This window comes from Hymenobacter latericoloratus, from assembly GCF_014199535.1.
In the GTDB taxonomy this organism is placed as follows: Bacteria; Bacteroidota; Bacteroidia; order Cytophagales; family Hymenobacteraceae; genus Hymenobacter; species Hymenobacter latericoloratus.
Genome location: NZ_JACHNV010000005.1, coordinates 1 through 23,016, shown reverse-complemented (window position 1 = coordinate 23,016; position 23,016 = coordinate 1). Strand labels below are relative to the sequence as shown.

At 63.1% G+C, this 23,016-nt stretch carries 21 protein-coding genes; 7 read left to right on the top strand and 14 right to left on the bottom strand.

Annotated elements, in window-relative coordinates:
• Positions 1-150: 150 nt before the first annotated feature.
• Positions 151-567: a hypothetical protein gene (locus tag GGU46_RS15840; protein WP_183404544.1), complete on the top strand. Its 417-nt coding sequence runs from the start codon at positions 151-153 to the stop codon at positions 565-567.
• A 40-nt stretch (positions 568-607) separates the two neighbouring features.
• Here the strand turns inward: GGU46_RS15840 and GGU46_RS15835 are convergent, their stop codons facing one another.
• A complete protein-coding gene (locus GGU46_RS15835) occupies positions 608-1,204 on the bottom strand; it encodes a Uma2 family endonuclease (protein ID WP_183404543.1) in 597 nt (198 codons plus the stop codon).
• A gap of 178 nt (positions 1,205-1,382) precedes the next feature.
• On the opposite strand from GGU46_RS15835, the gene GGU46_RS15830 reads away from it, so the two are divergent.
• Both GGU46_RS15830 and GGU46_RS15825 read left to right on the top strand, forming a co-directional pair.
• Complete coding sequence (locus GGU46_RS15830; protein WP_183404542.1) at positions 1,383-1,811, top strand: STAS/SEC14 domain-containing protein; 429 nt, start codon at positions 1,383-1,385, stop codon at positions 1,809-1,811.
• 480 nt (positions 1,812-2,291) lie between these two features.
• The gene (locus GGU46_RS15825; protein ID WP_183404541.1) at positions 2,292-3,155 is read left to right on the top strand and encodes a M28 family peptidase; all 864 of its coding nucleotides are present in this window, start codon (positions 2,292-2,294) and stop codon (positions 3,153-3,155) included.
• Between the two features lie 72 nt (positions 3,156-3,227).
• On the opposite strand, the gene GGU46_RS15820 is transcribed toward GGU46_RS15825, so the two are convergent.
• Both GGU46_RS15820 and GGU46_RS15815 read right to left on the bottom strand, forming a co-directional pair.
• A complete protein-coding gene (locus GGU46_RS15820) occupies positions 3,228-6,932 on the bottom strand; it encodes a DUF2339 domain-containing protein (RefSeq protein WP_183404540.1) in 3,705 nt (1,234 codons plus the stop codon).
• A 21-nt stretch (positions 6,933-6,953) separates the two neighbouring features.
• Positions 6,954-7,658: a hypothetical protein gene (locus GGU46_RS15815; protein ID WP_183404539.1), complete on the bottom strand. Its 705-nt coding sequence runs from the start codon at positions 7,656-7,658 to the stop codon at positions 6,954-6,956.
• Positions 7,659-7,915: 257 nt separating this feature from the next.
• On the opposite strand from GGU46_RS15815, the gene GGU46_RS15810 reads away from it, so the two are divergent.
• From GGU46_RS15810 to GGU46_RS15800, 3 genes are all read left to right on the top strand, one after another.
• Positions 7,916-8,821, top strand: coding sequence for a LysR family transcriptional regulator (locus tag GGU46_RS15810; RefSeq protein WP_183404538.1), 906 nt, complete (start codon positions 7,916-7,918; stop codon positions 8,819-8,821).
• Between the two features lie 65 nt (positions 8,822-8,886).
• Positions 8,887-10,083, top strand: a complete 1,197-nt coding sequence (locus tag GGU46_RS15805; RefSeq protein ID WP_183404537.1) for a threonine synthase — start codon at positions 8,887-8,889, stop codon at positions 10,081-10,083.
• 361 nt (positions 10,084-10,444) lie between these two features.
• Entirely contained in the window at positions 10,445-11,782 is a 1,338-nt protein-coding gene (locus GGU46_RS15800; RefSeq protein WP_183404536.1) for an ammonium transporter, read from the top strand.
• Positions 11,783-11,948: 166 nt separating this feature from the next.
• Here the strand turns inward: GGU46_RS15800 and GGU46_RS15795 are convergent, their stop codons facing one another.
• The 11 genes from GGU46_RS15795 to GGU46_RS15745 all read right to left on the bottom strand — a co-directional run bounded on the left by GGU46_RS15795 (position 11,949) and on the right by GGU46_RS15745 (position 21,904).
• Complete coding sequence (locus GGU46_RS15795; RefSeq protein WP_183404535.1) at positions 11,949-13,157, bottom strand: tetratricopeptide repeat protein; 1,209 nt, start codon at positions 13,155-13,157, stop codon at positions 11,949-11,951.
• Positions 13,158-13,196: 39 nt separating this feature from the next.
• A complete protein-coding gene (locus GGU46_RS15790; RefSeq protein ID WP_183404534.1) occupies positions 13,197-14,402 on the bottom strand; it encodes a tetratricopeptide repeat protein in 1,206 nt (401 codons plus the stop codon).
• A 12-nt stretch (positions 14,403-14,414) separates the two neighbouring features.
• Positions 14,415-15,824 (bottom strand): AAA family ATPase, encoded by a 1,410-nt coding sequence (locus GGU46_RS15785; protein ID WP_183404533.1) that lies wholly within the window; start codon positions 15,822-15,824, stop codon positions 14,415-14,417.
• A 115-nt stretch (positions 15,825-15,939) separates the two neighbouring features.
• Positions 15,940-16,740: a ZIP family metal transporter gene (locus GGU46_RS15780; protein WP_183404532.1), complete on the bottom strand. Its 801-nt coding sequence runs from the start codon at positions 16,738-16,740 to the stop codon at positions 15,940-15,942.
• A 102-nt stretch (positions 16,741-16,842) separates the two neighbouring features.
• Positions 16,843-17,106 carry a DUF167 domain-containing protein gene (locus tag GGU46_RS15775; RefSeq protein ID WP_183404531.1) on the bottom strand — a complete coding sequence of 88 codons (264 nt, stop codon included), beginning with the start codon at positions 17,104-17,106 and terminating at the stop codon, positions 16,843-16,845.
• A gap of 9 nt (positions 17,107-17,115) precedes the next feature.
• Positions 17,116-17,316, bottom strand: coding sequence for a hypothetical protein (locus GGU46_RS15770; protein ID WP_183404530.1), 201 nt, complete (start codon positions 17,314-17,316; stop codon positions 17,116-17,118).
• 46 nt (positions 17,317-17,362) lie between these two features.
• A complete protein-coding gene (locus tag GGU46_RS15765) occupies positions 17,363-18,094 on the bottom strand; it encodes an endonuclease III domain-containing protein (RefSeq protein WP_317171925.1) in 732 nt (243 codons plus the stop codon).
• Between the two features lie 102 nt (positions 18,095-18,196).
• A complete protein-coding gene (locus GGU46_RS15760; protein WP_183404774.1) occupies positions 18,197-19,114 on the bottom strand; it encodes a hypothetical protein in 918 nt (305 codons plus the stop codon).
• Between the two features lie 248 nt (positions 19,115-19,362).
• A complete protein-coding gene (locus GGU46_RS15755) occupies positions 19,363-19,764 on the bottom strand; it encodes a SpoIIAA family protein (protein ID WP_183404529.1) in 402 nt (133 codons plus the stop codon).
• A gap of 29 nt (positions 19,765-19,793) precedes the next feature.
• Positions 19,794-20,204, bottom strand: coding sequence for a response regulator (locus tag GGU46_RS15750; RefSeq protein WP_183404528.1), 411 nt, complete (start codon positions 20,202-20,204; stop codon positions 19,794-19,796).
• A 215-nt stretch (positions 20,205-20,419) separates the two neighbouring features.
• The gene (locus GGU46_RS15745; protein ID WP_183404527.1) at positions 20,420-21,904 is read right to left on the bottom strand and encodes a sensor histidine kinase; all 1,485 of its coding nucleotides are present in this window, start codon (positions 21,902-21,904) and stop codon (positions 20,420-20,422) included.
• Between the two features lie 153 nt (positions 21,905-22,057).
• On the opposite strand from GGU46_RS15745, the gene GGU46_RS15740 reads away from it, so the two are divergent.
• Positions 22,058-22,864 (top strand): TrmH family RNA methyltransferase, encoded by an 807-nt coding sequence (locus tag GGU46_RS15740; RefSeq protein WP_183404526.1) that lies wholly within the window; start codon positions 22,058-22,060, stop codon positions 22,862-22,864.
• Positions 22,865-23,016: the final 152 nt, after the last annotated feature.

The following is a 23,016-nucleotide window of genomic DNA, read 5'->3' as shown; positions in this document are numbered from 1 at the left end:
TTATCACTCTTATGCGCTCTTGCAGGCCTCCTGCTTACAAGATGTCAACCCAAGGCCGAAGAAAATTTTACGCTTAAGCGTAGCTATTTCTATACTATAGGGGCCTCAGTAAGAGGCACTGTAATTAACAGAGGTGACACCCAGTTCTTATTGAGACCTAAAATTCGAAGACTGTGGCAATTCCATCGTTTCTCTGAAAAGCCGGGCGCAACAATGTATGCTTACCGACTAACAAGCCAATATGATTACGATGATAAGCTGCAGCGAGAAGTAGCAACACATGATACAGTAGAGGTAGCAGTCACGGCATCACAGGCTGATAGCTTGTTCAATCTGGCCAAAGCAGTGTATAAGTCTGTAGCAGTTTCAAACATTGATACTATTTATAACGAACCAAAACAAACGCACTTTGAAACTGACGATGTGAGTGGAATACTAAATATTAAGAGTAAATACGGAAATATTCGGATTGATGTAGGTCCACTACATAGTTCCAATAACAGGCAAGTTGCTCCCTTCCTGGCCTTATGTAGCAGATTCAAAGTTTTATTTCCTAAAGAAGAGTAGATGTACTAGTGGGGTAGTTGGTTGTAGTGCCAATACCCCCTTACACCCCCTTAAACACCTCCGTCCACTCAACGCCAAACTCGGGCAACGTGTGCACCGGAATGAGGCCGGGCGTGTAGAACTCGCCGCGCACCTGGTAGCAGCCGTCCCGGAGCACATACACCGTCACGCTCTTCTCGCCGGGCGACACAATCCAGTATTCGCCTACCACATCCTCCTCGTAGAGGTCGAATTTCTCCTTGGTGTCGCGGGCAAGGTTGCCGGGGCTCAGGATTTCGATAATCCAGTCGGGAGCACCTACGCAGCCTTTTTCATCCAGCTTGCCTGGGTCGTACACCACGCAGATATCCGGCTGCACGACGGTGGTAACCTCGGCATCACCGTTGGCGGAGGTTGTAGTCAGGCGCACATCGAAGGGAGCGTGGAAAACTTCGCAGCGATGCTGCGCCAACCGGGCGTAAATTATACCCATCAGGCGGCTGGAAATCCGCTGGTGCACTACCCGTGGCGCTGGGCTCATGGGGCGCACTTTGCCCCGAATGAGCTCTACCCACTCCGTGAGCTGCCACGTCAGGTAATCAGCGTAGGTGTAGGTTTTGGTGAGGTCGAGCTGAGAAAGGCTGGTGATGGGCGGCATAATAGCGGGCGTTTCGGGCAGTAGTAAAGATACGGAAAGCGCCGGCGGGAGGCGTGCCGTGCAGGACTAATCCGGCGGGACGATTGGTATTTTTCAAGTGCGCAATAGAAAAAATAGTTGACCTTATAAGCGAGCTTGCTTGCCTAGTGAACAAGTGCCAGCTAGCTTTGCCGCCCTTATGGCCGCCGCATACTTTCTTCATAACGCCGACCTGTTGATTCTCGAAAATCAGGCTGGCAAAGTCGTTTACCATTCTGCCGGGTACGTACGCCTGGACTGGTACAGTACTCCGGCCTCCGACGCGGAAGTGCAGCGGCTCTACGAAGCGGCGAGTGAGGCGCTGCTGCAGTACGGGGTCACGGGCATCCTCACCGACCACCGGGACATGCGCCCCCTCTCGGCAGACCTGCAGCACTGGTTGGTTAGCACCTGGACCCAGCAAGCCGTGCAGGACTGTGGGTACCAGCGGGCGGCGGTGGTGCAGTCGTTCAACGTGTTTAGCCGGCTGGCTGCCGCGCAAGTAGTCATGCAGCTGGGGCGCCTGCCCCTCACGGTCAAGTACTTCGATAACGAGGCGGAAGCCGAAAGCTGGCTGCTGGAAGAATAGCGGCCGACGTTTTGGGTTAGCCCGTGCCCCTGCCCCAACGTTGCGCGGCCGGCCGAAGCGCGCGAACAGCCCGGCCCGGCACCTGGGCTGGCCCCGAAAGCCCGCTCTGCGCGGCATGCGGGCTCATAATGGCCAGCCCAGAGCTGTTCCCCGGGCCTACGGCACTTGGCTCGGGTAGCCACGGTCCGGAAGCCCGGCTACCCCGCGGGTGCAAGCCGCCGCCGCCCCGGGCCCGGGGTTATGGCCGCAGGAGCAGGCCCTACTTCGGGGCCTGGCCCGTCCGCGTTTGCTCAGCGGGGCATTTGCACGGCTGAAAAAGAAAGCCGGCATCCGATGACCCATTAGGGCCCGCTGCCGTTTAGGGGGTATGTTTCTGCCACGAAGCGGTAGCCGGGGGCTGTGGGCCCTGTTGAGCCTGAGCGCCTGCGATGCCCGCCGTGCAACGCCCCACCTGCTGCTTCCCTTACGCCCGCCGTCCGCATGCACGCCGACCAGAACCTGCTCTACGCCCACGTCAAGTTCCTGACTTCTCTGCAGCCTGCCCGCCACTACCGCAACCTCCGGTCGTTGGACCAAGCGGCCGACTACATTAAGGCGGAGTTCGAGAAACTGGGGGGCGGTTCCGTGGCGGAGCAGCTCTTCCGGGCCGATGGTCGGCAGTACCGCAACATTATTTTGTCGGTGGGCTCCCTGAGCGCGCCGCGCATTGTAGTGGGAGCCCACTACGATGTGTTCGATGAAACGCCCGGGGCCGACGACAACGCCAGCGCCGTGGCCGGCCTGCTGGAAACGGCTCGCCTGCTGCACACGCTGGGCTCCAACCTCAAATACTGCGTAGAGTTGGTGGCCTACCCCAACGAGGAGCCGCCCTACTTTGCCACCGAGTACATGGGCAGCGCCGTGCACGCCAAGTCCCTGCACGAGGCCGGCGTGCCGGTGCGGGCCATGCTCTGCTACGAAATGATTGGCTACTTCCGCGACGAGCCCGGCTCCCAGCGCTTTCCCAACGAGCAGCTGGCCGCCCGCTACCCCAGCACCGGCAATTTTATTACGGTAGTAGGCCGCACGGGGCAGGAGGCGTTTACCCAGCAGGTGCAGGAGCTTATGCAGGCCAACGCCGATATTGACGTGCAGCGCATCAACCTGCCGGCCGAAATGGGCCTGGCGGGCCTCTCTGACCACCGCAACTACTGGACCTACGGCTACGAGGCCGTGATGATCAACGACACGGCCTTCCTGCGCAACCCTCACTACCACCTTCCCTCCGATACTATCGATACCCTAGACTTCCGGCGCATGGCTGAGGTAGTAAACGGCGTGTACGCCGCCATTCTGGGGCTGTAGGCGGCTTTCGGGTGGTAAAGACACTGTAACGCAAAAGCCGGAGCCGGAAGTAATCCGGCTCCGGCTTTTACGTTAGCGCAGCGAATCGGCCAGGGGCTCGGCCAGCTCGTCGGGGTCGGGCGGTCCGGTGGACGCGGGGGCCGCAAACCGGCTTTTGAAACGAGCATACAGCGCATTCATGCCCAGCAGCAGCACCCCCATCAGGATAAAGACGATGGCGCGGGTGATGGTGCCGTGCTGCCGGAGGTCGATGAGCAGCAGCCGGCCAAAGCACAGCACGGTGCCGGCCAGGGAGGCGTAGCGTAAATCCTGGCGGCGCAGCAGCAGGCTACTAACAAAAGCGGCCACTACCTCCAGCATGAGCAGCACCGTGAGAATAGAGCGGTCGAAGGTTTGCAGCAGCAGCAGCGTGAGCACCCCGAAGGCCGGGTACAGCAGCAGCGGAATCAGCGCCTGGGTGGGCAGGCGGCCCAGGGCGGCCATCGGGGCCAGCAGGCGCGGCCAGGTGGCGGCCGCCGCGCTGGGGAAATGCTGCAGCGCTACCGCCGCGTAAGCAAACAGCGCCAGCGTAGTGGCCATGGTGGTCAGGCCGGCGAGGCTAAGCAGCTGGCCCGGCGCCAGGTAGGCCAGGGCCACGTAGCTACTGCTCAGCACCGCTGCCCCAAAGAACAGCAGCCCGTACACGCGCACCCGCCGCAGGCGCAGGGGGAGGTAGCGCCCGCCCAGGGTGAGGGCAAAAGCCAGCAGCAGCCAGAGCGGGGCGTGCCACGCTGTGCGGGCCTCGTGCCACGCCGTGAAGCCGCCGAACACCAGGGCTACTTCCGGCAGCAATGGGTGCAGGTAGCGCCAGGAGCGGTAAACCGGCGCCGTGGCAGGTGGGCGCTGCCAGGCCCAGCCGGCCACCATCAGAAGCAGGGCCGCCGCCGTGAAGCGCCGGGCGGGCAAGCCCAGCAAAACATCAGACGAGTGGGTGGCCAGCAGCGTAAAGTGCCCCAGAAAGGCCACGGCCAGCAGCACGTAAGCCAGATGCAACAGAAAACTATCGGGCGAGCCAGCCCGGCGCAGAGCCTCGGCCTGGCCGAAGCGGCGGCGCACTACCTGGGCTGCCAGGGCCAGGCCGGCGGCCAGCCCGGTCCAGGCCAGAACGGGTAGGGCCTCGGTGCGCGGGGCAAGGGTTGCCCACGCTCCCAGCAGCAGCTGCAAGCCCCCCAGGTACAGCCACGGCCAGCGTACGTGCTGCTGCCGGGCTGCCCACCACGAGCAGAACATACCCGCTGCGGGCAGGGCCAGCAGCGGCAGCAGGTAGCCCAGTACCGCCCACGGCCGGAAAACCGATCCGGCTGGCAGCACCTCGCTCCACTGCAGCACCTGGTAGCCAATAGCCGCGGCGGCTACCCCGCTCCACAAGCCCGGTACCTTGCCTACCCGCCGAACCACGAGCAGGCCCGCGCCTACGGCGGCGGCCACCCACCCGGCCCAGGTGTGCTCATATACCAGCCCGCCGGCCGCCAGCAGCTGCAGGCCCATCAGCAGGCTGAACAGGCGCACCCGGAAGGCGGGGCTGTCGGGCAGGGGCAGCGCATCGTGGGGTGGGGCCTGGCGCCAGCTGAGCAGCAACTGCGTGCCCAGGGTAGCCAGTGCCGCACCCGTCAGCAGCAGGGCCCGCAGGGAGTCCGTTATCTGGCCGGTTTGATAAGCCAGCAACGGCAGAACGGCAGCCAGGGCCAGCGCCAGGTACAGCTGCACCCGATACACCAGCAACTCGGCCCGCCAGGCCAGCCAAACGGTCATCAGCAGCACTTCCAGGTACAGCAGGGTGCCGGTTGCGGGCCCCGACAGTCCCGTTTCGTGCAGGCCCAGTACGGCTATCATCAGCAGAAGCTGCCCGAGCAGCAGGTGGGCGGGCCGGAACCAGCCGGTACTGCCGCGCAGCCACTCTGCCAGCCCGAATACCCCGGCCGCCACTACCACCGTACTTCCAAGAAGAGCAGCTACCGGCGGGTGCGCAACCCCAAACAGCGCCTGCCCCAGTAGCCCGGCCCCGGTCAGATACACCAGCACCGTGAACAGCTGCAGGCCCGTGAGTAGGCGTTGGGCAGAAGCTGCCGCTACCGCCTGCGTAAAGCGGGGCCACCGGGTGGGCAGTGAAAGCAGGACAGTGTTGCTTAGGCCCGCCAGTACCAGCAGGAGCAGCCGCTGGTACAGCACCGTTTCCGGCACCACCCGGAAGGCGTGGGCAGAAGCCAGCAGAAACCAGCCGCCGCCGAGCAGGGCCGCCCCCGCGAGTATTCGGTACAACGCGGCCTCGCCATACCAGGCCAGCGCGCCGGCCAGCACCAGGGTTTCCAGGTAGAGCAGGGCGGCAGTGGCCGGCCAACTCAGCCCCAGCTTATGTAGGCCCACGATGGCAACCGCCAAAAATACCTGGCCACCCAAGTAATGCATGCTCCGGAACCAGCCGGGGTAGCTACGCAGCCACCACGCCCCACCAAACAATATTCCGGCGACTCCAAATGCACCGCCCAGCAACGCCCCAACTGGTGGGTGCGGCACGCCAAACAGCGCCCGGAGCAGCAACACAGCCGTGCCCAGGTACAGGGCGCCTACCATCAGCCCAAAGCCCTGGTACAGCTCCCGGCCAATAAGTCCCGCTTCGCCGTCGGGTGCGGGTTGGCGCTGCAGCAAGTGGTAGTAGCCAGCGCCCAGCAGCCCGGCCAGCAGCAGCAAAAACGCGTTGCGGTGCAGCTCGGCGGGCGAGTAGGCAGCTACCTGACTGATGTTGAGCACCAGCAGCAGTACCGCTGCCAGTACCGCCCCCACCATGGCCACCTGCGACACCATAGCCTCGTTTTCCCGGACCATAATGAACGCCACCAGCAGCGTTTCCAGCAGCATAAACAGCAGAATCAGGGAGCCAGACGCGTGCCAGCCCTGCAAAGAAAAGGCCGTGAACAAGGCCAGTGCCAGGGAAATAATGCTATCCGTGCGGAACAGCCACCGGATGCCCAGCTGCCGCGCCCGGCGGGCCACGCCAAAAGTAAGCAGGGCCCCCAGGCCGAGCGGCACCGTTTTCCAGGGCGAGCCGGTGCTATACAGGTACAGATTGATGCCCAGGCACGTCCAGTTCAGCATGTGGGCCGAAAACAGCAGCCCATCAAAACGGGCGTTAGCGTACACTTTGCGGTACTGCACCACGGCCGCTGCTACCCCCACCAGCAGCACGAAGCCCAGCGCCCCAAGCCGCAGCCCGCCGGTAAGCGGCCCGGCTGCGGTAAGGGAGGCATGCCAGTAGTAATGGAAAGCGAAGAAGCTGATGATGCTCAGCAGCAGCTGGTATTTCCAGCGCTGCCGGTAGGTAATCCCAATGCGGAACGCCGTAACGCCCGCCGCCGCTCCCAGGGTGAGCAGGGTATGGGGCAGCACGGCCAGGGCCACCAGGCTCAGCACGCCGTGCAGGGTAGCCACCGACTCCCGGCTGGCGTCCCAGGCCAGCCACAGGTTGGCGGCTACCCCGCTCAGCAGCAGCAGGTAACTCAGGGGCGGGCCCGCCCACTGCAGCCCGGGCACACTCACGGCGCCCACGCAGGCAAACAAAAACACGGCCGCCGCGCTGCTTTGCAACCATACATGCAGCCGGGCGGCAAACGGCTTGGGCCGCAGGTAGTAGTGCAGGGCCAGCAGCACCGCCGCAAAAGCCGTAATCATGCCGAAGCGGGCCGGGGCGCTTACGCGCAGGGCCGTGTACACGCCCAGAAAGCCAATGCCCGTCACCAGCACGATGGCCCCCAGAATGCCGGTCTAGTTATCGAGCAGCAACTGCTCGGCGCGGTCCCACCAGCTCGGTCCGGCCGGCTCAGCAGCTACCGGAGCCGGGGCTGGTGGTTTGGGGGTGCGGGGCGGGGTAGGAGTGGGGCTTTCCGCGCGAGCTGCCTCCGCAGAAGATGCCGATGAAGTTGCTACCGAAGGAACAGATGTTGCCGGCGTAGCCGCCGATGCTGGAACAACGGGTAGTACCGGCTCCGCCGGCGCTGAGGCCGCAACTACGGGTGTAGGCGCGGGTGTAGGCGCAGCCGGAACAACTGGCGCGGCAGCGGGCAGTACGGGAGCCGCGGCGGGAGGTGGGGTAGCTTGAGCGGGCAAGGTCGGCGCCGTGGGCTGAGTAGCCGCAACCGGGGGCGTACTACTTGGCGCAGCAGGGGTAGGCGCCGGAGCCGCTGTCTGATACCTTTCCTGGGCCGTGGGAGGAGCTACTGCCGGAGCGGCCGCTGGAGCCGCTGCCTTTGCGGGCTCGGCCAAAGCCGAAGGCGCGGCCGTTGCGGCGGGTGCTGTGCTGGAGCGCAGCTGCCGAAGCTCCTGCCGCAGCTGCTCCACGGTGGAGTGCAGGGCCTGGTGCTCGTTTTCACGCTGCTGCAGCTGCTCACTTAGCTCCTGCACGCGCCTGGTAATCTTCTGATACAGCAAAGCCACCACCACGGCGACCAGCATCAGCAAGGAAGTACCCATAGATGAAGAACGGTAAAGGATAACACACAACTGGCTGCCGTCAGGCAGCCTATAAGGGCGTGGGCCGGGCGCGGCCGGTAGTAAAGCCGCCGCCGTAGCGCACAGTAGCATAGGGACCGAAACCTACCAATTACTCTCTGAATACTTATCAAGTGCATGACAAAATTTTACACATATTTTTTCTGATATGGCTCTAAGCAGCGCTGAGGGCTCTTTAAGCTACTTGCCTTACCGGCGCATTCCCCTACCTTCCGGCCATGCTTTCCCACCCGCACGAAATATTCCTGGAAGTAGCCCGGCAACTCAGTTTTACCAAGGCAGCGCAAACGCTGTTCCTTAGCCAGTCGGCGGTAAGCAAGCAGGTGAAGGCGCTGGAAGAGCACTACAAAACGGGGCTGTTTGAGCGCCTGGGCAACAGTATTCAGCTCACGCCGGCCGGCGAGCTGCTGTACCGCAAGCTGCTGCTGGCCCGGCAGCTGCAGCACGAGCTGCACCAGGAAATCACGGAGCTCAGCCCCCGGTTTTCGCCGCAGGTGCACATGGTTATCGGGGCCAGTACTACCATTTCACTGTACGTGATTCCGCCGGTGCTTTCGGCCTACCTGGGCCGCTACCCGCATACCCAGCTCACACTCAAAAACCGCAACTCCGAGAACATCCTGAAGGCCTTGCTGGAGCACGAAATCGACCTGGGCATCATTGAGGGCATTCACAAAGTCAGCAACGTAACCTACACGCCTCTGCTCACCGACGAGGTAGTGGCCGTGTGCTCGGGCCGCCACCCCCTGCACCGCCACGAGCTGCAGGCCCAGGACCTGCGCCGGATTCCGGTGGCCCTGCGCGAAACGGGCTCGGGTACGCTGGCCGTGCTGGAAGAAGCCTTGGCCGAAAAAGGCATCCGCCTGACTGACCTGCCCGTGAAAGTGCGCCTGGGCGGCACCGAGGCCCTGAAAAACTTTGTGCGGGTAGATACCTGCCTGGCCTTCCTGCCCCGGCAGTCGGTGATGAAGGAGCTGGCAGCCGGTGAGCTGGTGGAGGTAGCCATCCGGGACCTGAACCTGGTACGTCACTTCGATTTCGTGCAGCGCAAGGGTACTGAGAATAACCTGCCCTACAAGGAATTCGTGCAGTTTGCGCGGCGTCACTATTCCAAACGGGAATAGCCTATTCCAATTTGCCGTTTGCAGGAGGCATAACCCCGGGGCAGTTTTGCGTTGAACTCCACGCTATGACTACCCTGCTCGCTACCACCTCGCGTCTGCAAAAGCTGCATTGCGCCGCCTGCCGCGCCCCCTACCCGGCCTTCAGCCTGCAACGCGTTTCCGCCTGCTGCGCCCAGCCCCTGATAGCCGACTACGAGCTGCAGGAACCGTTATCAAAAGCGGCCGGCATCCAAGCCCCGGAAAACTCCATGTGGCGCTACGCCGCCCTGCTACCCCTGCTCGACGAGGCAAACCGGGTAACGCTGGGCGAGGGCTGGACGCCGCTGCTGGCCCTGCCCCGGCTGGCAGCCCGCTACGGCTTCCACGACCTGCAACTCAAAGATGAGGGCCAGAACCCCACGGGCTCCTTTAAGGCCCGGGGGCTGAGCATGGCCATTTCCAAAGCCAAAGAGCTGGGCGTGACGGGCTGCATCATTCCTACGGCGGGCAACGCGGGCGTGGCAATGGCGGCCTACTGCGCCCGGGCCGGCATGCGGGCCGTGGTGGTGATGCCGCGCCACACCCCCCAGGCCTTTAAGGAGGAGTGCTACTGGTACGGGGCCGAAGTGCACCTGGTGGACGGCCTGATTAACGACTGCGCCGCCCGGGTGCGGGAGCTGAACGCGGCCGGCGAGCTGCTCGATGTGTCAACCCTGAAAGAGCCCTACCGCCTCGAAGGCAAGAAAACCATGGGCTACGAAATTGCCGAACAGCTGAACTGGGAGCTGCCCGACGTACTGCTGTACCCGGCCGGCGGCGGCACGGGGCTTATCGGTATCTGGAAGGCCTTCCGCGAAATGCAGCAGCTGGGCTGGCTGCCCGCCACCCTGAAGCTCCCGCGCATGGTAGCCGTGCAAGCCGCCAACTGCTGCCCGCTGGTTGAAACCCGGGCCGGGCGCCAGCCCAACTGCCACGCCTACGTGGGCCAGCCCACCATTGCCAATGGCTTGGCCGTGCCCCGCCCCCTGGGCGAGCCGCTGATGCTGGAAGTGCTGAGCGAATCGAAGGGCCTGGCCCTACCCATCACCGACGAGCAAATGCTGGAGGGCCTGCGTGAGTTAGGCAAGGAAGAAGGCCTGTTTGTGGCGCCGGAAGGAGCGGCCGTCTGGATGGCGGCCCGCCACCTGTTCCGTACTGGTTGGCTGCGGCCCGAGGAACGGGTGCTGCTGCTCAATACCGGCTCCGGGCAGAAATACCTGGAGAACATTGTGGGGCTGGCCTAAAACACCGGAAACCGTACCGAAATACCGAAAGTCGGCGGCGAAAAGCTGCTGCCTCCTGCAAAACAGGTAGCACAAGTGTGCTGGCCCCCATAAACAAGCTGCCTGGATTGAGCCGTCCATCATCTGACAAGATGAAGTGCGTATTTCAAGCCAGGCAGCTTGCTTTGGTTAGGGTGTAGTTTTTTGAGGGGGTATGGGCTGATAATAAGGTGATTTTTGCAAGATGCCTATACTTTTAGGGGGTATATGGAATAATAACCTATGATATTTGATATATTGCCTTTGAAAACGATAGTAGTATTCTGAAAAACATGTTATGAACGCTAAAGCTGCCCCCTTCCGTCCTGGCCTTAGCTTACTGATGCTGGGAACTCTGCTGGTGCTGGCCTTGGTAGCCGCTTTGGTAGAAGTACCGCATCCGGCGGCCGCGCCCGGCTCGCTCAACGGGGCCGATGTAGCCTGGATGCTGACGGCCACCGCCTTTGTGCTCATTATGACCCCTGGCCTGTCTTTTTTTTATGGAGGCATGGTGCGGCCCAAAAACGTTATCAGTACCATGCTGCAAAGCTTTGTGGCTCTGGGCGTGGTATCGGTGCTTTTTTACTTCGTGGGCTTTTCGCTCTGCTACGGCGACTCCTGGTACGGCCTTATCGGGGACCCGCGCACGTTTGCGCTATTGCGCAACGTGGGCACAGCGCCTAATCCGGTTTTCGCCGCTACCATTCCGTTTATTCTCTACTTCGCCTTTCAGCTGAAGTTCGCCATCATCACCCCGGCCCTGATTACCGGCTCTTTTGCCGAGCGGGTGCGTTTCAAAGGCTATCTGGCCTTTATGGTGTTGTTCAGCCTGTTTATTTACTGCCCGCTGGCCCACTGGACCTGGCACCCCGAGGGCTTCCTGCGTAAGTGGGGCGTGCTCGATTTCGCGGGCGGTACGGTGGTGCATATTTCGGCCGGCGTGGCCGCGCTGGCCGGGGCTATGGTGCTGGGTCGCCGCTCGGCCAGCCTGCGCAGCTCGTCTTTCTCTACCCCCAACGTGCCCTACGTACTGCTGGGCACCGGGCTGTTGTGGTTTGGCTGGTTTGGGTTCAATGCCGGCTCGGCCCTGGGAGCCAACGAACTGGCAGCCCTGTCGTTCGTGAATACCAACCTGGCCTCGGCTGCCGCCCTCATTGCCTGGGTGCTGATTGAGGTAGCCCGGGGCGGCAAGCCCACGGCGGTAGGGGCCTGCACCGGGGCCGTAGTGGGGCTGGTGGCCATTACGCCCGCGGCCGGCTACGTAGGGTATGGGCAAAGCATTCTGTTTGGGGTGCTGGCCGCCCTCATCAGCCACGCCGCCGTGCACTGGCAAAACTCGCGCACTACCATTGATGATACCCTGGACGTGTTTCCCTGCCACGGCCTGGGTGGCATTGTGGGCATGCTGCTCACGGGCGTGTTTGCCGATAAGGTAGGTCTGATTCACGGCACCTTTACCACGTTCGGCTACCATTTGCTGGGCCTGGTCATCGTTATTGCCTATTCGTTCGGCGGCGCCTGGATTTTATTGAAAATCACCGACCGTATCTTCGGATTGCGCGTAAAAGTGCAGGAAGAGGAGTTGGGCCTGGATTTAAGCCAGCACGAGGAATCCACCTATCACATTGATGAGGAATTTGAGCGCACGTACCGGCGCGAGCTAACGCCGGAAAACGTGTAACAGCAACGCCTGCTGCCACAGCTCCAGGCCGGGGAATCCTGGGGTGCCTCTCCGGCAGTAGGTAACATAGAAGGGTGAGAGGCAATAAAGAAAAGGCCACCGGCGGGGAATCCGGTGGCCTTTTCTTATGCGCTGCTGGCTGCCGAGCGCCCCGCCGGAACACCCGCTAGCTCAGGGCCGTGGACCACAGGTACACCAGCCAGATAATGAACAGTAGCCCCACCAAACCTTTCTCAATACCTGCCTCCGGCAGTAGGAAACTGGCTCCGGTGCCGGCTACCCCCAGCACCAGCAGCAGGGTAGCGGCCACAATAGCCCAGGTGCGGGCCCGGCGGGTAGCGTGGGGCCGCAGCGCTACCGTTAGCGGGAACAGGCTTGCCAATAGGCTGCCACCCAAAATGCCCAGCCCGGGCAGGGAAGTGAAGGTGGCGGTGGTAAGCAGGGCCGTAGCGCCCAGCAGTACCCCCAGAAACGCAAGGGCCTGCCGCTTCTGCGGCTCCGAAAGGGCATGGCGGCCGTAGGGGTTCAGCAGCAGCAGCCCATTAAACATGGGGTCGGCAAACCAGCTCATGAACACCAAGGGCAGGTAAACAGGCAGCAGCACCGGCACAAACCGCACCAGCACATACAGCCCAATGAACAGCAGACGCCGCGTGCCGCCGCCCAGCTTTTCCGTCCAGACGGTGAAACGCAGGAAGGCCCGGTACAGCCAGTACTGCGCCTTTAATGATTCCACCAACCCCTCGCGGGCGTAGTTGGAGGTCGGCTGCCGGCGCAGGGCGTCGCGGAAGTGCTCCAGGGCCTGGCGGTGGCGGCCGGCCTCCAGGGCTACCCAGCCGGCGTCGGCGTGGGTGCCGGCATCGTCGGGGTCGTGGCGCAGGGCGGTTTGCAGGGAAGCCTCGGCATCCTGGGCGCGACCGAGGCGGGCCAGGCAGCGCCCCCGCAGCCCCAGGCAGTCCACGTGCTCGGGGTCGTAGGCCAGGCCCATTTCAGCGGCCCGCAGCGCGCCTTCCCACTGCCCCCGCTGAAACCGAATCAGGCCGAGGGTGTGGTGGTAGTTGGGGTCGGTGGGGTCGAGACGAAGGGCTTCCTCAATGGCTTCCTGGGCCTCCGAAAGGCGGTGCTGACGCTGGTGGGCCAGGCTGAGCAGGTAGTAAGCAAAGTCGAACTCCGGGGCCAGGCCAATGGCAATTTCAATGTGCTCCTGTCCCTCGGGCAGCTGCCCCAGGTCCAGCAGGGCCATGCCCAGCCAGGCATGGGCCAGGGCATCGTTGGGCTCCTGGCGCAGTATGCGGCGCAGCTCCTGCTCGGCCTGCGCCGCCCGGCCCTGGCGCAGCAGCAGTAAAATCCGGTCGGGCCAGTTGGCTTGTTCCATGGGGGTAGAAGAGGGTCGGGGAAGAGAAAACAGAATGGGTTATTGGGGCTGGGGCGAAGACGTTTTCTTCCGTTCACGCCGCACCCAGATGCCACCTACACCTGCCAGCAGTAACAGCAGGAGCAGGATGACCTCCTCCGGTACGCTATCAAGCCAAAGCCGAAATGCTACCATCAGCCCCAGTATGAGGAGTCCTGCGCCTACCTCCAGCGCCACCCGGCCCACGGTGGCGCGGCGCGAGTGCTGCCGCAGCAGCCGTACATCGGGGTGCAGCCGCCACTGCACGGTAGCGTAAAGCATAGCCAGCAGCAAGGGCAGACAAAACACGGCTATCAGCGGCACCATTACCAGATACAGCTGCAGGAAAGCACGCGGCTTGCCTTTTTTCAGGTTGTGCTGCACCGCCTCCGACCACGCATCAAGCCGCAGCAGCTGCCGTTTCAGCCAGTAGCTGTGCTGGGCGAGCTGTTCTATTTCCCGCTGCGTATCGGGGTTGCCGGGCTGCAGGTGCCAGGCTTGCCAGAAGTAGGCGCGGGCCGCTTCTGCCTCCCCGCGCTGCCGGGCCGCCCGCCCCAGCTGCGCCAACACAGGCATCAGTTTTTGTTGAGCCTGGGTGCTGTGGGGATGGAGCCGGAGGGCTTCCTGCAGATGAGAAGCCGCTGCTGCGGTGTGGCCCTGGCGCTCCGCTTCTTCTCCCAACAGGTAGTGCGCCAGGAAGGAGGTGGGGTGCCACCGGGCCAGCTGCCCGATTGTCTGGGTTGCGGCCTCCTGCCGGCGCAGGGCTTGCAGGGCCCGAATACGCTGGTACAAGCACTCCAGATGCCCCGGGTTATAAGCCAGGCCCGCATCCGCCACCTGCAGGGCCGGCTCGGGCTGCCGGCGAGCATTCAGGATAACTGCCTTGTAGCCGAAATACGTGGCGTTGCGCGGGTTAAGGCGCAGGGCCTCGTCAATGGCCTGCAGGGCGGCAAACGGCTGGGAACTGCGCAGCAGGGTCACGCTCTGGAAATAGTGCGCGTCAGGCTGCTGCGGGTCCAGGCCAATGGCCTCCCGAATGACGGCTTGTGCCTCGGCTTCCCGGCCGGGCACGTTGAGCAGCACCAGGCCCAGCAGCTCGTGGGCAGCAGCATCCAGCGGATGAGATGCTAAGTGCCGCCGCACCAGCTGCTCGGCCTGCTCCGGCCGGCACACGGCCAGCAGATGCCGCACCGCCTCCTGCCATTTAGTAGCGCGAACTTCTTCCATCGGCGGCTCTGCTTACGCCGAAGGCTTCTTGATGCCCAGATACACCAGAATGTCGTCGTACACGCCGCCTTCGTTGGAGTAGAGGGCGTAGTTTTTGGCCGTGGCGAACCACTCGCGGGTGCTGGGCTTTACTTTGCCGATGGCCTCCTGAAAGGTAGCCTGCTCCAGGGGCAGGGGCTTGCCGGCTTTCATGGATTCGCGCAGGCGGCTTTCCACGGCCACATCTACCACGGCCTGCAGATCGGCGCCGGAAAAGCCGGCGGTTTGAGCGGCCAGCTTGCGCAGATTAACCGAGGGTGCCACGGGCTTGCCTTGCAGCAGCACCTCCAGCACGGCCTCGCGGGCGGGCTCATCGGGCGGGGTAACCAGCAAAATCCGGTCGAAGCGGCCGGGGCGGCGGAAGGCGGAGTCGAGGTGCCAGGGCGCGTTGGTGGCGGCCAGAATCAGGACGCCGTCGTTGGAGCGGGTGGCGCCGTCCAGCTCCGAGAGAAACTGGTTGATGACGGTGCGGCCCGCACTCTGGCGCAAATCGTGGCGGTTGGCCGCCAGGGCATCTACCTCATCAAAAAACAGCACGCAGGGCGCCTGCAGGCGGGCCTGCTCGAAAATCTGGTGCAAGTTCCGCTCACTGTTGCCCAGCCACATATCCAGAATATCGTTGATGCCGACGTGAATAAAGCTGGCCTGCACCTCGCCGGCCGTAGCGCGGGCCAGGTGGGTTTTGCCGCAGCCGGGCGGGCCGTACAGGAGCAGCCCACCGCCGGCCGCCTTGCCGTAGGCTTTGTACAGGTCCGGGAACTGCAGGGGGTGAATAATCTTCAGCCGGATTTCCTCCTTGATGGCCTCCATGCCACCCACATCGGCAAAGGTGATTTTGGGGCGCTCCAGGCCGCTGAACAGGTTTTGCTCCAGGCTGCCAAAATCATCGTCGGAGCCGGTTGAGGTATCGGGGTTGGTGCCGGGGAGGGGGGTAGGCGCCCCACCGTGGGCCGGCTGGGCCGTAGCGCTGGCACTGCCGCGCAGGCGGCCGGCCAGCTCGGCATCTTCCAGGGTGGGGTTGTAGTGCAGGGCCGTGTGGTAGGCCTCGCGGGCCGCCGTTACTTGCTCCGTAGCAAGCAGCAGGCGGGCGTGCAGCAGATGGGCCCGGGCGTGCTCGGGGCGGGCGGCCAGCAGCTCTTCCACCACCACAAACGCCGCCGACGTTTTGCCCATACCAGCGTAGGTTTCGGCCAGGCCCAGCTGCAGGTCGGGGTCGTCGGGGGCCTGGCGCAGGCCGGTGCGGTAGAGGTCTTCGGCTTCGGGCAGGCGGCCGGCTTGCACCAGCAGGCCCGCCACGTGCTTGCGCAGGGCCAGGTTATCGGGCGAGAAGGATAGGGCTTCCAGCAGCGGTTGAATAGCAGACGGGTCGGGCGTAGCGGGCATAGGTATCCGTACAATAAGTCGATACCTGCAAGCTACGCAGATTTAGGCCCCCTCGGAATGCTGGCGCTTGGTTAAGTCTGAAAGCTAGGGTAGGCTGCTGCCGCGGCAACCGTTGCTACCCGCCCAGCTTGCTGAGGACAAATGACACCAGAAAGCCCAGCACCGTAATCAGGCCCGTGAAGTTGTGGGCCACCTCAAAGGCTTCCGGAATCATGGTATCGGCAATCATGGCCAGCACGGCCCCCGCCGCTACGGCCGTGGTAGCGGCCACCACTTCCGAGGAAAAGCCGCTGAACACGGTGTAGCCTACCAGCGAAGCAACCCCCGAAACCAGGGCAATACCGGCCCAGAGGCCCAGCACGTAGGCCGGCGTGCGGCCCGCCTTGCGCATGCCGGCCGCGCTGCTCAGGCCCTCGGGCAAGTTGCTCAGGAAAATGGCTACCACCGCCACCATGCTCACGGCTCCGCCGGCCAGCATACTCAGCCCAATCACAATGCTTTCCGGAATCCCGTCGAGCAGGGCCCCAATGGCCAGGGCCATGCCGTTGTCGGAGCCAGGGTCGGAGGCTTCCGTCTGGCCCTGTTGCACGGCCTGGCGCTCCCGCGCCTGGTGCTTGCCGGAGCGTTTGCGGTTTTTGGCACCCTGGCGGGCCAGCAGCCAGTTAGCGAAGGTGTACACGGCCGCTCCGCCCACAAAGCCCACGGCCGTCGCATCGAAGCCGCCTTGCCGGTAGGCTTCCTCCATCAAATCAAACGATAAGGTAGAAATCAGGACCCCGCTGCCAAAGGCCATGATGGCAGCAATCAGGCGTTGTGGCACGTGGGCAAAGTAGCCGATGGCCGCGCCCAGCAGCAGGGCTGAGCCGGAAACCAGGCCCCAGAAGCCTGCTACGGCCCAGGTAGGAAAATCAATCATGGAAAGAGAGGGGAGAGAGAAGGACGGAACCCGGCTAAAAGCCGGAACTGAACCGTTCAACGCAACCTTTACGCCGAAAGATGCATTATGCGCTGCCTTTGCCTACCCCCGAAAACGAGCCAGCACTGCCTCGAACTCCGCCGGCGAAAGGCCCCCTACTTCTACTTTCTTGAAGGGCGCCGTGTGGCCGCTGAGCAGCGTAAGGCTGGATTTGGCTACCCCAAATACCTCGGCGAGGTAGCCCAGCAGGCAGGCGTTGGCTTTGCCATCCTGGGCCGGCGCGTTCAGGCGCACAGTTACGCTGCCGTCGGGGGCTACCTCCAGCTGGTTGCGGCGGCCGTTGGGCCTGGCTTTCAGGTGTAGCACGGGCACTGCTCAGGCGGGGTCGTTGTAGGCGTCGTACACGTTCCAGGCCCACAGGGCCACAGGCACGATAATCGTCCAGCTCAGCAGAAACCCAACCGCCCCGCCCACCAGCCAGATGAAGATGGCCTTCAGAATCTGGCCTTTTATTAACTGGCCCAGGCCGGGGAAAAAAGCAGAAAGTAAAGCGGGCAGGCCGTAAGTCGTTTTCATGAGGCAGCAGGCAGGAGATGGAGGAAGGAAGGCAAGGTAGGAGAAGTTACGTATTCACGCGAGCCTGCCCGAAGGGGCAGCGGCTCAGTACCACGCAGCGGCCACAGGCGGGAGTATGAAAGTAGCAGCATTTCTGGCCATGGAACATTAGGGCCTCGTGGTGGTCGTACACCTGCTGGGCGTCCCAGCCGAGGGGCAGCAACGCTTCCAGCAGGGCGTGCGCGGCGGCCTCGCCCACCTTCGGCCCAATCAAGCCCAGGCGCTGGGCCACGCGGTGGTGGTGGCTATCCACGGGCATGGCGGGTAGGCGCAGGGTGCTGAACAGCAGCACGGCGGCGCTGGTTTTGCGGCCTACCCCGGGCAGCTGCTCCAGCCAGGCCCGGGCCTCCGGAATGGGCAGCGCGGCCAGAAACTCCAGGTTGCAGGGGCCGCCACAGCGCTGGCCTACCTCGCGCAGCACCTGCTGCAGGCGCGGGGCCTTCTGCTCAGGCCAGGTGCAGGGGCTGATGGCCTCCTCCACCTCGGCCGTAGGAGCGTCGCGCACCTCATCCCAGGTCGGGAAGCGGGCCCGCAACTGCTGGTAAGCCCGGTGCGAATCCTGGTTGCGGGTGCGGTGCGAAAGCAGGGAGCTGATCAGCTCACTAAGCGGGTCTTTGGAGCTGAAAAACCGGAACGGCGCCCCGTATTCGGCGCACAGCCGCTCGTGCACCCACAGGGCCAGTTCCTGGCGGGCAAAATAGGTTGGGTCGGCGGAGAGGGGTAGGGAAGAAGAGGCCACGCTTCTGCCTACGCAACTTGCTGCCGATGGGGTTAGGGCGCCTCCACAAAAAAGCCCCGGCTGCGCAGGCGCCGGGGCTTTCTTGGTTAAAAGGATGTTGCCCTACTGGCCCCGGTTGTACAGCAGAATAGCCTGCTTGATGTTGTTCTGCTGCTTGCCGCCAATAACCAGCGGTACCACAGCCAGCGGAATAGCCGCGTACATCAGCGGCGACACGGAGGCTCCGTTGCTTCCGCCGAAGCTGGAGAGCACGCCCGCCAGCAGCAGGCCCCCCGCGCCTACGTAGCTCAGGGTAGTAAGGGTCTGGTAGCGGCGGGCATTGGCCAGCAGCTGCTGCGCGCCGGGGTTATCGGCGGTGGCCAGCTGCAGGTTGCGCACGCTCAGGTCCTCAATGGGGCCATTGTCTTTGCTGAAGTATTCCTGGCGCACCGTGCGGTAGCCCCCAAACCCGCCGTAGCCCCCGTAGGGGTAGCCGTACCCATAGCGGCCCATGCCGTACGGGCTGTAGCCGTAGGGGCCATTGGTGTACTGCTGGCGCGTGATGGAGTACAGACTGATGCGGCCCACCCGGTCGCGGCGCAGCGTGCTTTCGCGCTTGGAGCGGCCGGGCAGGGTAGTGCGCACATAAAAGCCGGTTTCATCCTCGTAGTAGCGCACGTCGTTCAGGTCGAGGCGCTGCTGCCCATCTACCAGCAAAAAGGTGCGGCCCAGAATGGGTTGTTTCACTTCTACATCGTAGGCGCGCACTACCTGGCCGGTTTTCAGCCCCACAGCGTAGCGGCTGGTAGTAGCCGCGGGCAACTGCCCCGGCGCCGGGCGGCGGGCTGAATCAGGTGAGGCTACGGCGGCAGGGGCGGCGGGGACCGGGGTAGCCGTAGTAGGTACGGGAGCCGGTTGGGCCGGAGTGGCCGGTTGCGGGGTACCGGGCAGGGTGTTCAGTTCCCGTGGGGTTTGTTGGGCAAAAGTGGGTGCGGCTGCCGCGCACAAAAACAACACAAGTGGGAGAAGGCGAAGTACCATACAGGCAGGTAAAGCAGTGGGGTGACAACGTCGGCCCGGAGCGTGAGGCAAAGATGAGCCGCTGCCTGCTCTGATCCGGAAGGGCCGGCCGGACCAACGGGTTTTCCTTAACAGCCGGTCCTTCGTGAAGGTGCCCGGCCCAAGAACCCAACGAATTAATCCGTTTTAGCTGTATATGCAACCTTCCAGGTCGGAAAAGAAGAGAGGTCCGGGTGGGTTTGGGGAAGCAAAGCCTACCCAATAGCAGCTCAGGTCTCCTGAATAAGCCACTCCCGGGCTGTTTCCAGGTTGCCGAAATACTCGGCCGTGAACAGGCTTTGCCCCAAAACCAGGTCCAGAATGGCCCGCACGGAAAGCTGGTTGAACATATCAGCCGATATGACGATGGCCACCCGGCGGTAGCCCCGGGCCAGGGCCCGCGGAAAAAAATTGTCGGTAATCCACTGCTGGTCGGTGCGCAAGATCGTGCGCATTTCGCGGGTATCGGCCAGGACCTGCTGCACGCCGTGGCGGCTGAGCAGTACCAGGGTAGCCTCGTGGGCTTCCCGCAGCAGCTCGCCGGTGGCAAAGCCCGTCCAGGTCTGGTGGAGGCAGCGGGTGACCGGATCGAAGAATATGGCGCAATGCTGATTTTGAAATACCAATTCCATACCCGGCCGGAAAAAGAGGTGAAAAACGGCTACCGCAGCAGCTTTTCCAGCAAATTAATACTGTCTACCATATTGGCGCTGGTTTCAAAATCGAGGGGCTTCAAAATGTAGCCGCTTACTCCCAGGTTCTGGGCGCTGAGTCGGTCCACATCCATGCCGGAGGTAGTGGTAATAAATACCGGAATGGCATTTAACTCGGGGTTGGTCCGAAGCTCGGCCAGAAACTCGTGGCCGTTCATCTTGGGCATGTTCAAATCCAGCAGAATTACTTCCGGCAGGGGCCGGATGGGCTCCACGCCGTTGGTGCCCAGCAGCATATCCAGGGCCTCCAGGCCATTGAAAGCCGTGTACAGCTTGTGGGGTACACTAAATTTCTCGAAGGCCTTCTGGGCCGTCATGGTGTCAAAAAAGTCGTCTTCAACCAGTAGTACGGAGCGCATAGGAAGAGGGTAGGAGGGTAAGAGGGTAAGAGGGCGTGAGGGGGTCGAGGTAGGAGTGGTTTGAGGAGTAAGGTGAAGGTAGGCCGGTGATGGGGTTGGAAAGCCGGGAGCAGTGCTTTTCTGCTTCGTGTGGGCTGGAAAGCAGCGTTTTCCTGCCTCCCTACCCCACCCCCCTTGTATAACTCCTACCCTCACACCTTCTTACCCGCCTACCCTCACTTCGGCCAAGTGAAGATAAAAGACGCCCCGGCGCCTTCTGCCGATTCGAGGTGGATGGTGCCTTTTCTTTCCTCGATGATGCGTTTTACGATGCTCAGGCCAATACCGGTGCTTTCCGCCGTGTGCCGGTCGCGCAGGGTCTGGAACATCAGGAAAACTTTCTGGTGAAACTGGGGGGCAATGCCGGGGCCGTCGTCCTGCACCCGAAACTCGTAGCACTCCCCCATGTCGCGGCAGGTTACGGTAATCAGGCCATCGGGACGGTGATGGTACTTGGCGGCGTTGCCCATCAGGTTGGTGAACACCTGCTGCAGACTGAGCCGGTCGGTAACGAAGGTAGGCAGGGGGGTAGGGGTGGCAACCCGGAAGGTGGGCGGCACCACCAGCTCGGCTACCTCCTGCACCAGTTGCTGCACGCTCACTTCCTCCAGCTTCTGCTCCGTGCGGCCGGCCCGGGCGTAGGCCAGCAAACCGTTAATCAGGTCTTCGAGGCGGTAAAGGCGGCCTTTCATCATCTCCAGGTACTGGCGCATCTGGGGGCTGAGCTCGTGGGGCAGCTCGTCTTCAATCCATTTCACCACCGTCACTACCCCGCGCAGGGGGGCCTTCAGATCGTGCGAGGCCACGTAGGCAAACTGGTCCAGCTCGCGGTTGCGGTTTTCCAGGGCCGTGAAGTTGGTATCCAGGGTCTGGGTCATGCGGTTGAGGGCCGTGGCCAGGTTGCCCAGGCTGTCCTGCTCCTGGTCGGTAATCTTCACGGTGTAGTCGCCCTGCACCACCCGGTTGGCCAGCGCCTCAATAATCTGGATGCGGCGGGCCACCTCGTCGTTGCTGCGCGAGAGCTCCTGCTGTAAGGCTTCATTGGCCCGCACCTCCCGGGTAATTTGCCGGAACAGCCACAGCACAATGAGGGCGGCCAGCACGGCCGAAACCACAACGGCAACAGGCGTGATGTTCTCGTACATATCCTGTTGCTGCCGGCGCTGAGCCAGCAGGGCTTCTTCCTCGAGGCGCACCCGGATCAGCAGATTGCGCAGCTGCAGCTGCCGGTCCCGGTCGCCGAGTACCAGCTCCCGCACGGCTTCGCCGCTGGGGCGGCGGTCGGTCCAGCGAGCCAGGTAGGCTATTTCATCAGCCATCAGCCGCTTCAGGGTATCGAGGCGGCTTTGCTGGCGCAGGTTATCGAGCGTGAGGCGGTGCAACTGCTCAAAGTCGGCGTGGGCCTCGGGCTGCAGCTGCCGGAAGCTGGTCAGGGCAGTGGTATCCGCCAGCAGCAGATAGCTGCGGATGTGGCTCTGGGCGTCGCGCATGTGGGTACGGATGTTGGCCGTGCCCTGCAGTACCTGGTAGGTGTGCTCTACCTGCTGCGTGTAGTACGAAAGCTGCTGAATACTGTACCAGGAGGTAACCGAGGTCAGCAGCAGCACGCCCACGGCAATAATAAATCCCAGAATTATCTTCGTGTTTAGCTTAAGGCCCATCGGCGGTGGTGCGGCAAGTGAAACGATACCGGCCGCAAGGTACGTGCTGCGGCGCTAGGCTGCCTACCCCGTGGCCGGCCCGGAGCGCGGTCCGTATCTTCGCGGCGGCGACGCCCCGCCGGCCGCCTGCCACATCCGCTAGTCCGCTTCCCCATGCCCGACGCAATTACCAGCCCCCAGAATCCGCGTATCAAAAACCTGCTTAAGCTCCAGCAGAAGTCGTCGGAGCGCCGCGCTCAGGGGCTCACTATCATTGAAGGGCTGCGCGAACTCACCATTGCTCACGGTGCCGGCGTAGTGGTGCCGGCCCTGTTTGTATGCCCCGTGCTGGCCGGAGCAGAGCGCCAGCAGCAGCTGCGGGGCTTGTTCGGGGGTAGCTCAACGGAGTGGTTCGAAGTATCGAAGGCTGTTTTCGAGAAGGTAGCCTACCGCGAGGGCTCCGATGGCGTGCTGGCCCTGGCCGAGCCGCCCTACCGCACGCTGGCGCAGCTGCCCCTGCCGGCCGCCCCGCTGCTGCTGGTGCTGGAGGCGGTGGAAAAACCCGGCAACCTGGGCGCCATTCTGCGCACCGCCGATGCAGCCCAGGCTACGGCCGTCATCGTCTGCGACCCGCGCACCGATTTGTTTAATCCCAACGCCATCCGCAGCAGCATCGGCTGCTCATTCACGGTGCCCACCATTGCCACCACCCGCCCCGAGTTGCTGGCCTGGTGCCGTCAGCACGGCATCCGCACCTACGCCGCGGCCCTCACCGACAAAGCAGTTCCCTACACCACCTGCGACTTTCGCGGCCCCACGGCGCTGGTGATGGGCACCGAAGCCGATGGCCTTACGCCCGAGCTGCTGCAGGCCTGCGACCAGACCATCATCATTCCCATGCGCGGGGCCATCGACTCGCTGAACGTAAGCACGGCTACCGCCATTCTTACTTTTGAGGCGGTGCGCCAACGGGAGGCGTAAGGCGCTGGTTGTACTCCTGCGTTACCGCCTGCAGGTAGGGTGCCAGCAGGGCCGGCGTTAGAAGGTGTTGGGGAATTTTGGTCATCGATTGAGGCAGAGGGTGATGTTGGCAATCAGGAGCCACGTGACGTGGCTGACGGGGGTGAATTCGT

Excerpts from the sequence above, each read along its gene's own strand:
- GGU46_RS15755 (WP_183404529.1), bottom strand. The coding sequence starts at position 19,764 with ATGGAATTGGTATTTCAAAATCAGCATTGCGCCATATTCTTCGATCCG.
- GGU46_RS15740 (WP_183404526.1), top strand. The coding sequence starts at position 22,058 with ATGCCCGACGCAATTACCAGCCCCCAGAATCCGCGTATCAAAAACCTG.
- GGU46_RS15785 (WP_183404533.1), bottom strand. The coding sequence starts at position 15,824 with ATGCCCGCTACGCCCGACCCGTCTGCTATTCAACCGCTGCTGGAAGCC.
- GGU46_RS15780 (WP_183404532.1), bottom strand. The coding sequence starts at position 16,740 with ATGATTGATTTTCCTACCTGGGCCGTAGCAGGCTTCTGGGGCCTGGTT.
- GGU46_RS15830 (WP_183404542.1), top strand. The coding sequence starts at position 1,383 with ATGGCCGCCGCATACTTTCTTCATAACGCCGACCTGTTGATTCTCGAA.
- GGU46_RS15745 (WP_183404527.1), bottom strand. The coding sequence starts at position 21,904 with ATGGGCCTTAAGCTAAACACGAAGATAATTCTGGGATTTATTATTGCC.
- GGU46_RS15805 (WP_183404537.1), top strand. The coding sequence starts at position 8,887 with ATGACTACCCTGCTCGCTACCACCTCGCGTCTGCAAAAGCTGCATTGC.
- GGU46_RS15795 (WP_183404535.1), bottom strand. The coding sequence starts at position 13,157 with ATGGAACAAGCCAACTGGCCCGACCGGATTTTACTGCTGCTGCGCCAG.
- GGU46_RS15760 (WP_183404774.1), bottom strand. The coding sequence starts at position 19,114 with ATGGTACTTCGCCTTCTCCCACTTGTGTTGTTTTTGTGCGCGGCAGCC.
- GGU46_RS15800 (WP_183404536.1), top strand. The coding sequence starts at position 10,445 with ATGCTGGGAACTCTGCTGGTGCTGGCCTTGGTAGCCGCTTTGGTAGAA.
- GGU46_RS15815 (WP_183404539.1), bottom strand. The coding sequence starts at position 7,658 with ATGGGTACTTCCTTGCTGATGCTGGTCGCCGTGGTGGTGGCTTTGCTG.
- GGU46_RS15750 (WP_183404528.1), bottom strand. The coding sequence starts at position 20,204 with ATGCGCTCCGTACTACTGGTTGAAGACGACTTTTTTGACACCATGACG.
- GGU46_RS15790 (WP_183404534.1), bottom strand. The coding sequence starts at position 14,402 with ATGGAAGAAGTTCGCGCTACTAAATGGCAGGAGGCGGTGCGGCATCTG.
- GGU46_RS15770 (WP_183404530.1), bottom strand. The coding sequence starts at position 17,316 with ATGAAAACGACTTACGGCCTGCCCGCTTTACTTTCTGCTTTTTTCCCC.
- GGU46_RS15810 (WP_183404538.1), top strand. The coding sequence starts at position 7,916 with ATGCTTTCCCACCCGCACGAAATATTCCTGGAAGTAGCCCGGCAACTC.
- GGU46_RS15835 (WP_183404543.1), bottom strand. The coding sequence starts at position 1,204 with ATGCCGCCCATCACCAGCCTTTCTCAGCTCGACCTCACCAAAACCTAC.
- GGU46_RS15825 (WP_183404541.1), top strand. The coding sequence starts at position 2,292 with ATGCACGCCGACCAGAACCTGCTCTACGCCCACGTCAAGTTCCTGACT.